The organism is Amycolatopsis sp. w19 (genome assembly GCF_051373225.1).
Taxonomy (GTDB): domain Bacteria; phylum Actinomycetota; class Actinomycetes; order Mycobacteriales; family Pseudonocardiaceae; genus Amycolatopsis; species Amycolatopsis japonica.
Genome location: NZ_JBPQFM010000003.1, coordinates 374130 through 385970 on the forward strand (window position 1 = coordinate 374130; position 11841 = coordinate 385970).

Annotated in this window: 7 protein-coding genes and 1 tRNA gene; 5 read left to right on the top strand and 3 right to left on the bottom strand. The window is 65.6% G+C overall.

What is annotated here, in order from left to right:
- The first annotated feature begins 232 nt into the window (after nt 1–232).
- From ACSMFO_RS09400 to fxsT, 3 genes are read left to right on the top strand one after another with little or no spacing between them, the layout of a single operon-like run.
- Nucleotides 233–2365: an effector-associated domain 2-containing protein gene (locus ACSMFO_RS09400; protein ID WP_436458053.1), complete on the top strand. Its 2133-nt coding sequence runs from the start codon at nt 233–235 to the stop codon at nt 2363–2365.
- Nucleotides 2365–3399: an AAA family ATPase gene (locus tag ACSMFO_RS09405; RefSeq protein ID WP_436458055.1), complete on the top strand. Its 1035-nt coding sequence runs from the start codon at nt 2365–2367 to the stop codon at nt 3397–3399. The genes ACSMFO_RS09400 and ACSMFO_RS09405 overlap by 1 nt, the downstream gene beginning before the upstream one ends.
- Nucleotides 3396–7826 (top strand): FxSxx-COOH system tetratricopeptide repeat protein, encoded by a 4431-nt coding sequence (fxsT, locus tag ACSMFO_RS09410; protein ID WP_436458058.1) that lies wholly within the window; start codon nt 3396–3398, stop codon nt 7824–7826. The genes ACSMFO_RS09405 and fxsT overlap by 4 nt, the downstream gene beginning before the upstream one ends.
- Before the next feature lie 14 nt (nt 7827–7840).
- Here fxsT and ACSMFO_RS09415 read toward each other — a convergent pair whose 3' ends face one another.
- The 3 genes from ACSMFO_RS09415 to ACSMFO_RS09425 form a co-directional block, all read right to left on the bottom strand.
- On the bottom strand, nt 7841–9490 hold the full coding sequence (locus ACSMFO_RS09415) for an HEXXH motif domain-containing protein (protein ID WP_436458060.1): 1650 nt from the start codon (nt 9488–9490) through the stop codon (nt 7841–7843).
- An 88-nt stretch (nt 9491–9578) separates the two neighbouring features.
- Entirely contained in the window at nt 9579–9779 is a 201-nt protein-coding gene (locus tag ACSMFO_RS09420; RefSeq protein WP_360082100.1) for a hypothetical protein, read from the bottom strand.
- A 312-nt stretch (nt 9780–10091) separates the two neighbouring features.
- Nucleotides 10092–10164 (bottom strand) — tRNA-Arg (locus ACSMFO_RS09425).
- Between the two features lie 360 nt (nt 10165–10524).
- On the opposite strand from ACSMFO_RS09425, the gene ACSMFO_RS09430 reads away from it, so the two are divergent.
- Both ACSMFO_RS09430 and ACSMFO_RS09435 read left to right on the top strand, forming a co-directional pair.
- Entirely contained in the window at nt 10525–11178 is a 654-nt protein-coding gene (locus tag ACSMFO_RS09430) for a response regulator (protein WP_005155565.1), read from the top strand.
- Complete coding sequence (locus tag ACSMFO_RS09435; RefSeq protein ID WP_436458063.1) at nt 11178–11792, top strand: trimeric intracellular cation channel family protein; 615 nt, start codon at nt 11178–11180, stop codon at nt 11790–11792. The genes ACSMFO_RS09430 and ACSMFO_RS09435 overlap by 1 nt, the downstream gene beginning before the upstream one ends.
- The last annotated feature ends 49 nt before the right edge of the window (nt 11793–11841 follow it).

Here is an 11841-nt window from a genome sequence, read left to right on the forward strand (position 1 = left end):
GATGCTTCCTTGCTCGATTCTGACGCTTTTCGAGGTGCAAGGGCACCTCTTCGGGGAAATCTGTTCCGTGCTGGACGATTAGTGCGGAAACCGCGTCTGCAAGCTTGGCTTGCGGCCACTCGATCGGTTACAACTTCGTGCTTGCCGCGGAGTTTTCCCTGCAGACGAGCGTCCACCTGCTCCACTACGGTTGTAAGGAGGTGTGTCGACGTGGGGATCGAGGTGACAGTGCATGCGGCCGGACGAGCCTCCCGCATATCACTTGATCGTGGTCGTCGACATCGAGCGATTCGGTAATCCCGACCGGAGTGACCTGCACCGGACGACCGCGCACAACGGTCTGCACACCGCGCTGCGAAGCGCGCTCCGCGCGTCAAGTATCGATCCCGACGGTTGCACCATCACGGACCGCGGCGATGGCGCTCTGATACTCATCCCCGGCACCACGCCCGGCAGTTGTCTGGTGGACCAGTGGCCCTCGCGGCTGAACGCGGAGCTTCTCCGCTACAACGCCGTCTGTGCTGAGCAGGCGCGAATCAGGCTTCGGATGTCATTGCACGGCGGCGATGCCCGCATGGCTGAAAACGGCATTGTCGGCAATGCGGTCAACTTCGCCTGCCGGCTCGTCGACACCGATCAGCTCCGCGAGGCGCTCAGAGAAGTGGACGACCTCATCGCGATCATTGTCTCGGGAACGTTCTACAGCGAGATCGTCGTGAACGAACCCGCCGCGCAACCGTCGCTCTACCGGGCCGTCACGGTTCGGGAGAAAGAAGTCGACACCACGGCGTGGATCCGATCCCCCGTCCCGCATCATCACCCTCCCAAGGGTGATGATGCGGCCGAGGGCGGGGAAACGGGGCGGCAGGACCCGTGGCTCGTCGACACGGTGGATCATGGCTCGCTATGGCCGCTGGTCCAGGCGATGCACCAGGTTCCTTTTCTCGCTGGAGCCGAGGGGCGGGACGTCTTGGTGCGGTTGCTCGGAGACGAGCTCCGGATCCGCCCGAACATACGTTCTTCCCAGCAGCCGATCGGGCATTTGCTGGACATAGCCGAGATGTGTGCCCGGCATCCCGACGGTCCGCGAGCACTGGTCGAAGTGCTGGAACGCGTCGAGCACGGCGAGAGCGTGGCTCGCGTTCGCTTCGCGGTTCACGAGATGTCGGTCCTGGAGTTGTGGCCACCGGAAGAGAGGAAGCGTCTCTTCGCACTGCTTTCCGGCGTTGTCGTGCCGGAGATCGCCCAGATCTACCAAAGCGTGGCGGGGATGACCGCCCCCAGACTCGAAGAGCAGACCACCTACCTCGACGTCTTCCGTAATTTGGAGCGGCTCAATGCCGATCCGTCGGGGATTCCAAAACCACTGCTTTTCGTCGAGCACGTGGCCACGAAGGTCAGGGCCGAGCTCGCGATCGAGCTGCGCCGGTGGTCCGACGACCAGGCGACTCGATTCGAGCTACGAACGGAACTCGAGCACGTTCGGCAAAACTTGCGCGACACGGTCGGCTTCTCGTCGCCGCCACCGAATCCCGAGGCATACCTCGTGATTCAGCTCCAGCGAGAGGGCCCGACAGGCGCGCAGTACCGGATGTCACACTGGCGTCAGCTCGACTTGTCCGAGGGATGGAAGCCGATCCGAGGGAAGGACGTCACCGTTCACCACGAGTCGCTGAAGCACCATGTGGCCGCATTGATCGAGAAGGTGGAGGCCGACTGGGCGCAGTACCAGCCGGATTTGCGGATCGAGTTCGTGCTCGACTACGAGAACCTCAGCCTCGATGTCGATCAATGGGCTTGGGAGACCGATCCGCTGATCCCCGAGCCCATCGGATGCCGCTATCTGGTCGCCGTGCGATCGAAGGAAAGAATGGCTTTCGTCAAGTACCACGGTGGCTGGCGGAAACGCTGGGCGGCACTGCGTGCGCAGACGGCGGCGTATGGCGCGATCCCGCCGTTGGCCTGCCGCAGGCATCGCTCGAACGGAGTGGACGGTTTGCGCGAGCTGATGTCGGACTTCAACAGAAAGCCGGAGTTGGTCGCATTGGTGCTCAATGAACCGCCGCAGGGCAGGCATGCGGGCGGTGACGAGGTCGCGGTGGGAGTCCGGGCGGGGGTGCCGGTCATCGTCTGGCATCGTTTCGAGCCACTCACCAGACGGCACGTGGACTCGGTGGAGGACTTGCTCCAGAACACCGATGACGAGCACCATCTGCTCGAACGTGCCCGACGAGCCAGGATCGTCGCGTTTCAGGAAGGTCCGGAAGGCGGACACTTCGGCGGCGGGCTGACGATGGTCTACGACGATCCGTCCCGGGTGGTCATACCCAGCCAGCCCGCGGCGCCCGAGGAGGCGCCAGCCTGATGGACGGCCTGAAATCACAGGATTGGCGCGTGTACCACGGCACGGGCGACGTCGCGCGGGAGCCGATCGCCAACCTGCCGGAACCGCCACCATGGCGTTTGTTCAAGGGCACGGGCACGGCCTCGCGTCCCGATGACGACGGCGGTGAGGGGGAGCGCCGGGTAGGGCGGCTGCTGAGCACACCGCGCACTCCGTATGCCAACGAGGTCGCCATGGTCAACTCGGCGATCTACCTGCGCAGGCCGCTGATCGTCACGGGCAATCCGGGTACTGGTAAGTCGTCGCTCGCGTATCTGATAGCGCGAGAGCTGGGCCTCGGGCCGATCCTGAGGTGGCCGGTGACCAGCCGTACGGTCCTCAAAGACGGCCTTTACGCCTACGACGCCATCGGCAGGGTCCAGGCAGCGGGCGGGCGTGCCGCCATGAACGGTGACGCGGCGGACATCGGCGAGTACATCCACCTCGGTCCGCTCGGCACGGCGTTGCTGCCTTATGACCTACCAAGGGTGCTGTTGATCGATGAGCTCGACAAGGGGGACATCGACCTGCCGAACGACCTCCTGAACGCACTGGAGGAGGGCGAGTACGCGATCACAGAGCTGGTCCGTTACGCCAGCAGACAGCCTGACGTCGAAGTCCTCACCGCCGACCGTGGCGGCAGCGCGGTCGTGCACGGCGGGGTCGTGCGCTGCCGTGAGTTTCCGATCATCGTCATCACCAGCAATGGGGAAAGGGAATTCCCGCCCGCCTTCCTGCGCCGCTGCCTCAGGCTCAACATCGAGCAGCCCGGGTTCGAGCAGCTGAGTGGCATGATCGCCGCCCATTTCGGGGCGCCGGAGGGGATCGATGCGCGCAGGCTCATCAGCGACTTTCTCGAACGCAGCAAAGAGGTCGGCGGACTCGCGTCCGACCAATTGCTCAACGCCGTCCACCTCGCCGTGCGGATGGCCACCTCCGGTGCCTACGAACCGGACGAGGAATGGGCAGATCTGTTGCAGGCCATCTGGCACCCGCTTTCCACGGAGACGGGATGAGCGGTCCACCACGCGACGAGCCGGTGGAGTCCCCGGCCGCGAATTCCGTTCAGTCCTTGGTTCTGCAGCATCTCGACCGGCTGGAGGATCCTTCCACGCCGCGGCGGGCCCGCGACCTGACGTTTCGTGAAATCCGTGATTCGCTCTGGCTGGCGAGCCGGTTGCGTCCGGCGTTGCCGGCCGAGAAACCACCCGACGGCCAGGTTGCGCCGCGTTCCCCGGATGCGCCACCGGAGGAACAGGACGAGAGACCGGACGAGGCCGCGGCGGAGCAACACCCGGAGCCCGCGGAGCCACCACCGGGGCCGGCGGTGAAACGCAAGGTCCCCCCACCCGAGGAGTGGGCACCAGGACCGGTCAGGACCGCCCGAGGGGCGCCGGTCGACACCGTCGGCGGTGGCACGCATCGCCAGGCGTGGCCCACGGCCCCCACACTGTCCGATGTCCGCCGGATCGCCCGCGCGTTGCGTCCACTGTCGCGGCGACAGTCGTCCCCATGGCGGCAGGAGCTGGACGAGGAAGCGACCGCCGAGCGGGCCGCGCAGGACGACGGAATGTGGCTCCCGCAATGGCGGGGCGCACCTTGGCGGCGGTACGAGATGGTCCTGGTCATCGACTCGGCACCTTCGATGGAGATCTGGCAGCAGACGATCCAGGAATTCCGCTCACTGCTGGCGCATCAGGGCGCGTTCCGTGACATCCGCACCTACCTGATCGACACCACCTTGCCGGAACTGGCCGAACGCCCCCTGCGAGCGGAGGGGTCGTCCGGGCTCAAAGCGCACTGGAATCAGCTCGTCGATCCGACCGGACGGCGGATCGTGCTGGTCCTCACGGATGCGATCGGCAAGGCGTGGCACAGCGGAGCCTTGGGAAAGGTGCTGTACAGGTGGGGTAAGACCATGCCGGTCGCCTTGGTGCAGACCATGGACCAGCGCCTCTGGTCGTGGAGCGGACTGCATACCCGCCGGACCGCGCTTTCCGCGCCGTTCCCCGGGGCGACGAACCATCAACTGCGTTCGATGCCGATGGGACGCGACATCGATCTCGATCGCGACGGTGCCGAGCGCGCTGTTCCGGTTCCGGTCCTCGGGCTCACCTCCGAATGGATCTCGGGCTGGGTTCGGCTACTGACCGCGCCGGGCTCGGAATGGGTGGAGACGACCGCGACCTTCGTGCACAAGCAGGAGACGATTCCGTTGCCTGCCGAGCCGGTGGAGTCGCTGACCGCCGAGAAAAGGGTCTTGCGCTTCCGCACCTTGGCGTCGGTGCAGGCGTTCCGGCTGGCCGCGCTACTCGCGGCGGCCCCGCTCAGCCTGCCGCTCATAAGGATCGTCCAGCGGGTGTTGTTGCCGAACTCGGGTAATTCCGAACTGGCTGAGGTAATGCTCGGCGGGCTGCTGAAAAAGCTGCCGGACAACGAGATCAAGCCAGGGCGTACGACGGTTTCCTATGACTTCATCGACGGCGTTCGCGAGGAGCTATTGGCCTGTGGTCAACGATCCGAGACCGCACAGGTCGCTCGTGTATTGAGTGCTTTCGCCGGCCATGAGAATTCTGCTTTGCGAAACTTCGCGGACGCACTGGAGGAGCCGGATGAGACCGAAGAGCCGGAGCCGACCGTCGAGGCGATCCCGCACTTGCGCGTACAAGCTGCAGTTCTTAGGGCACTAAGCGGACCTTATCATCGACGTGCTGGCAAGCTGCGGCGGACTCTCGGCCTGGAGCAGAAAATGGACATGAGTAAGATGTCGCCGTTCTCTGACCGTGATCCGGCAGAGGAGGAAAAAGTCAGGAGAACCATGGTGTCCACAAAGTCCCAGTCTCCGACCGAAACGCCGCAACATGAGTCAGGGCCTCACCTGGAGGCCGAAGGAGACGATGTGGTCGCCGCCCCTGGCAGCACATTAGCAAGTGATTATCGTACCGATGATACAGCAAGTGCCCCGCAGATCTGGGGCGAAGTGCCCCTTCGCAATCCGGACTTCGTCGGTCGGGAAGAGCTCCTCGAACAGCTGAAAGAAAGGCTGCTGGCCCCCGGGGCCAAGGCCGCGGTCCTGCCGGAAGCACTGCATGGAATGGGCGGTGTCGGCAAGTCTCAGACGGTGGTCGAATACATATATCGGCACGCCGCGGAGTACGACTTCGTCTGGTGGATCTCCGCGGAGCACCAGTCGCAGATCAACCGGAGCTTCGTGGAGATGGCCCAGCGCCTGGGCATTCCCGCGGCGGGTTCCGCAGAAACCGCCGTGCCCGCCGTACTCGAAGCGCTGCGCCGAGGGCATCCGCACGCTCGGTGGATCCTGGTGTTCGACAACGCCGACCGTCCGGACGACGTCCGGAAGTTCTTCCCGGTCGGCTCCGGGCATGTCGTGGTCACTTCCCGGAACTCCGACTGGGGCGGGTTCGCCAGGCCGGTCGAGGTCGACCTGTTCACCCGGGCGGAGAGCATCGAACTGCTGCATCTACGTGGTGGCGATCTGGACGAGAGCGACGCGGACCGGCTGGCCGCAGCGCTCGGCGACCTGCCGCTGGCCATCGAACAGGCGGCGGCGTGGCGTTCGCAGACGGGTATGCAGGTCCCCGAATATCTCGAGTTGCTCGAACAGAACAGGTCCGAGCTGCTCAGCGCCGGAAGCACGAGCGACTACCAGCTCCCCGTCGCCGCCGCGTGGAACGTGCCGCTGAACAAACTGGACGCCGAACACAAGGCGTCGCTGCAATTGCTCCAGGTCTGCGCGTTCTTCGGACCGGAGCCGATCTCCCGGAAGCTGTTCATCGGTATCCGGGACGCTCCCGTGCCGAAGGTGCTGGGCGAGGCATTGCGTGACCCGATCAAGCTCAACCGGGCGATCCGGGAGATCAGCAGGTATTCGCTGGCCAAGATCGACCACCGCAGCAACAGCCTGCAACTGCACCGGCTGGTGCAGACGGTCCTGAAGAACCGGCTGCAGCCCCAGGAACAGGACGACATGCGCCACGCCGTCCACTTCCTTTTGGTCAGCGGCGATCCCGGTGACCCCGACACGGCCGAGAACTGGCGGCGTTATGCCGAACTGTTGCCGCACGCGACGATTTCGCGGGCGGTCGAGTGCAACGACCGCTGGGTCCGGGCGCTCATCCACAACCTCGTCCGGTACCTGATCAACAGTGGTGACTTCGAGGGCGCACGAGACCTGGCCCAGCAGGCCATGAACTCGTGGCAGCGCACGATCGGCGCACAAGAGATCGACACGCTGGAGATCACCCGGCGCTGCGGTATCGCCCTGCGCAGGCTGGGGCGGATCGAAGAAGCGCTCGAGCTGAACAGGCAGACGCTCGAGTCGATGCGCGCGAGCTTCGGTGACGACCACGAGATCCTGCTCGGCATGCTGGACACGGTCGCGGCCGATCGTCGTTCGCAGGGCGAGTTCGCCGAAGAGTTGGCGATGCAACAGCAGGTCTACGACCGTGCGAGGGAACTGCTCGGGCCTGACGATCCGACGACCCTGGTCTACGCGTTCAACCTCGGAGGTTGTCTTCGCCTCATGGGTGACTTCAAGGGCGCTCTGGCGTTGGACGAGGACACTTTGCGAAGGCGGATGGCGGTGCTCGGCCCGGACCACTCGCAGACGTTCGGATCGCGTAATGCTTTGGCGATGGATCAGCGTGAAGTGGGCAAGTATCTCGACGCGGCGCGGATTCAGGAGAAGACCCTGGTTAGGCAGCGCGAGATCTTCGGCAATGATCATCCACGTACCCTCGGTGCCATCCGCAACCTGGCGATTTCGTTGAGAAAAGGCGGCAGGCACCAGGATGCCCGCCGTCACGCCGACGAATGCCTGGTGCAGTACAGGTCCCGATACGGCGACGAGAACGTCGACACCGCGACAGCGATGATGACGCTCTCCGCCGATCTCAGGGTGCTCGGTGAGCTCGACAGCTCACTGGAATTGGCGACGACTGCCTACCGGGTACTCGTCAAGATCAGGAAGGACATGCATCCTTATGCCCTGATCGCCGCCACGAACCTCGCGGTGACCTGCCGGCTCCGCGGTGACCTGGAGCGAGCCAAGGAACTGGACGAACTGGCGTTCAAACGCCTGCGTGAGATCTTCGACCGGGACCACCCGTTCACCTTGGTGGCCGCGACCAACCTGGCCAGTGATCTGGCCGCGATGGGTGACTTCAGCGCGGCCAAGGAACTCGACGAGGACACGATCGAGCGTTCGGCCCGGGTCCTGGGCGAAGACCATCCGTCGACCCTTGCGGCGATGCTGAACCTGGCGCTGGATCTGGCGGGACTGGGTGCGGAGTCGGAGTCCCAGCTCCTGCACAGCAAGACGGTGGCGTCCTTCCGGCGCACCCTCGGACCCGACCATCCGGCGACCGTCGCAGCGACGAAACTGGCTCGAGCCAACTGCGACACCGACACCATGCAGCTCTGATCGGTACGGGTGCCTCAGCTGGGCGTGCCCAGGTGCCGGAGGGAAGTGTGGGCGGCGGGCGGTCCGGTGCGGTCGAACCACGCCGCGAGATCGAGTGGGTTCGGCGCCGCGTCGGCGTCGGCGTTCAACCGATGCCAGGTCGCACGCACCAGCTCAGGGATACGGAGCAACGAAGAGGAGCGTGTACTAAGGGCGAGCCCTGCCCATGCCGTGACATCGGTCGGTACTTCGGTGATGCGGTCCAGGTAGCCGTTCGTGGCCAAGTCGTGTTCGCCGCGGGCGAGCGCGGTGTCGGGCCCATACTGTGGCAGGCGTTCGAATCGCTGCGGTTCGAACGAATGTGCTTTCAGCAACGTGGCACGCGCGAACGGTCTGCCTGGCCGGGGGAGCACCATCTCGCCGGAGTGGTCGATGACGGCCGGCGCACCGGCGAGCCAGTCGTCGGCGAGACGATTGACCGCGTCATCGGCGGGCCGCACGTGCCTCAACCGCCAGATCGCGTAGTGGTCCGAAGTGAGGTCGTCGATCAAGGCCGCGATGTCCGGTGGGAGGTCCGCGGGTGCGCTGGCCACGAGCCGCGCGGCGACGCCGGAGACCAGCTCACGTCCGAGATCCGTCAGCCCCGGATGGACGTACACGGCGTCGACCACGCGGCCGAGCTGGTCGGCGCGGTAGCCCGCTCTGAAGTCTGCTTGGCGGCGTTCGGCCTGAGTCACGAGTGGCCGCTGAACGCGCCAGAACTCGACGACACTCACGAACGCGTATAGCCCGTGCAAGAGCGCGGCGAGTGGTCGGGGTTCGTCCCGCCAAGGTGCGTACAGCAGTGCCGACTTCATCTCCGGCTTGCACAGCACGACCAGATCCAAGACTGCGTTGATCTTGGAATGCTGCAACTCGTGTATGAGCGCTTCCGCGCATTCCGTCGCCGAAGGCTTGGGGGACATCGCGATGCCGCCGAACGCGGAGGACGACGACGCCGCGAAGACACCCAGTTCCGCCGGCAGCGGGACCAGTGTGGTCAGCCCGGCCGCCAGCTCTTCGGCCTCGCCGGGGTGCCACCGGGTCAGCAGGTCCCACGCCTCGTCGAGCTGCTTCGTCCAGCTCGCGTGTTCGTCCTCGGCGAGCCGGCCGGCGGGCTCGGGGGCGCCGAAAGTCCGATAGGGGTCCAGGACGTCGATCGTCGTCTCGAGTAGCGCTCCTCGGGCAGTGGATCGGTGTCGCACCAACGGTTCGAGGTCCGAGGTGGTCACGGTGCCGCCGCACGCGGTGACGCTGACGCCGGAAGGTGCGACCGTGACATCGGCGTGTCCCACGGGGAACTGCGTCGGCAAGCGGAAAATGCCGACCGACGGCAGGCACACCGCGCCATGCACCACCGGCACCGGCAGCGTGCAGCTCACTTCGCACCGGATCGCCGCCGCGGCCGCGACCGCGTGGAACCAGCCGACGTCCAGCTGGATCGATGTGCTGTCGGGTGGGCGGCCGAGGGTCTGTCGTAACGCGCGATTGAGCCATACGCCGATCGACGGCAGCATCAACACCTGCTCGACGGCTGCGGGATCATGGCGGTCGGACTCGGCGAGCACCGTCCACGCGCGTTCGATGTTCGAGAACGGGCCGAGCCTGCCGCGGACGGCGGGCGCGGCTTCCAGCAGCGCGCGCAACCTCAGCTTGCGCAGGCTGTACTGTCCCGCCTTCAGGACAGCCAGACTCGCCGGCGAAACAGTCCCCGAACAAAGCTCAGCGAAAACCTCACTTCGCAGCTGGAATGAACTGGGTTCCATCACGCTGCCCCTGGATGGACTCGACGCATTCACCATTACGGACCCGGAAAATCAATTCCTGGACAGCGTCGTCGATCATCGATCCTCGCAGGACACCGAGTTCGTGCAGTGGAGTCGAAGAAAGATCCACTACGTCCGTGGCGAGGTGTGCTGAGATCGATGTCGTCATGGTGACGCCCTCCCATGCAGTCGGTGCACTACATCATGCCCGACCATCCGTAGCTGTGGGAAATCGGAGAGTGGCGCCCGAAGTGCGCCGCCGTCTGCATCGGCGTGAAGGTGCTGGTGCCCGAGTCGCGGGGCCGATCGTGTTCATGTGCGCCGGGAATCGGAAAGCCGATGATTCTTCGGTGTCGTCTACGACTTTCGTAGAATTCGAGTCGAAAAGGGAGGGCACCTTGTCGCGTTGTGTCTTGCGGCGAGGTGATCGAGAGCCTCGGCTGGGCTCCATCGCAGGAAGTGGCCCGCCTCGACTTGAGTGTGCCCCCGGCAGGATTCGAACCTGCGACACCCGCTTTAGGAGAGCGGTGCTCTATCCCCTGAGCTACGAGGGCATGTACTGCCAGGCGCAGCCTACCGGGTGACGCGAGTCGCCCGAGCGCGAGGTCGCAAGTCACACCCGGGCGGACCAAGCGGCCGGCCCCGAATGCCCCGAACGGCGGTTGCGCGCCAGGTGCCCCAAGATCGGAGGCCGGGCAGCGACACTGGCCGTCCAGTGACACTCGACCTGCGGATCCGCCCAGGAGCAGCGACACTCGATCCAGGCAAAACAGGGTCTGAATCGAGCGCTAGATCGACACAGATGACCCGTGCGGGTCACTCGGACGTGTCTGGTTTCGAAACCCTGAACAACAGTAGGTAATCTTCGTTAACGGGACGCGAGACGCCGCTCCCCCGGCTGCCGGAGGGCTTCGTTGATCAAGCTCATGTTCGCCGACGACGAGGAACTGGTCCGTTCGGGCCTGCGTGCCATGATGTCGGGCGCTGCCGATATCGAGATCGTGGGCGAGGCGAGCGACGGGAGATCAGCGGTCGAGGTCGCCCGGAGGTACCACCCCGACGTCGCGCTGCTCGACATCAAGATGCGGGCGCCTGACGACGGCATTCGCGCGCTGAGGGCGATTTTGGCCCTGCCGGATCCGCCGACCGTGGCCATGTTGACCACGTTCGACATCGACGACTACGTCAGTCTCGCGCTCAGGCTCGGGGCCAACGGCTTCCTCCTCAAGGACATCGACCCGGCGGCGCTGCTCAGGGCCGTCCGCGACCTCGCGAGGGGTGGCGCGGTGCTCGACCCTGGAGTCGCGGCGCGCATGGTGCAGTCGCATCGGGACGAGCAGCGGGCCGCGCAGCCGGCGCGCAAGCTGCTCGCGTCGTTGTCCGAGCGGGAGCGTGAGGTCGTCGGGCTGATCGGGCAGGGGCTGTCCAACGCCGAGATCGGCGGCCGCCTGCATCTGTCCGAGGCCACGGTCAAGGGCTACGTCTCGGCGGTCCTGTCCAAGATCGGCGCGGCGAACCGGGTGCAGGCCGCGCTGCTGGCCTACCGCGGTGGCCTGCTCGACCAGTAATGATCCTCACCGCCCTCGAGTTCCTCGGCTTGATCGCGTTCGCCGCTTCGGGGGCGCTCGCGGCGGTGCGGTCCAGGTTGGACGTCTTCGGAGTCGTGGTCGTCGGGTTGACGACCGCGCTCGGCGGCGGGGTCATCCGCGACGTCCTGCTCGGGATCACGCCGCCCACCACCCTGCGGACCTGGCCTTATCTCGCGGTCTGCGGCGGGACGGCGCTGATCGTGTTCGTCTTCCATCCGCAGATCGCGAAGCTGCGGCGTGCCGTGCTCCTCGCCGACGCGCTCGGGCTCGGGGTGTTCGCGACGGCGGGGACCACCATCGCGTTGAACGCGGGCGCCACTCCCTACGCGGCGTGCCTGATCGGCATGACGACGGGTATCGGTGGCGGTGCGGTGCGTGACCTCCTGTTGCGGGAAATCCCGCTCGTGCTGCGGAAGGAGATCTACGCGGTCGCGGCGCTCGCGGGAGCCGTGCTCGTCGTGATCGGTCACGCTCTGCGACTGCCGCCGGGGCTGGTGACGGTGGTAGCAGCCGCCGCCGTCGTGGGGGTCCGGATGCTCGCTTTGTGGCGCAGATGGAACGCACCCGTTGCAAAGGGGCCCGAGACCGGCTGAAACGTCTTCTGGACTGCCGGATTTCCTTTGTTGGTTCTGTGTGTGTTCT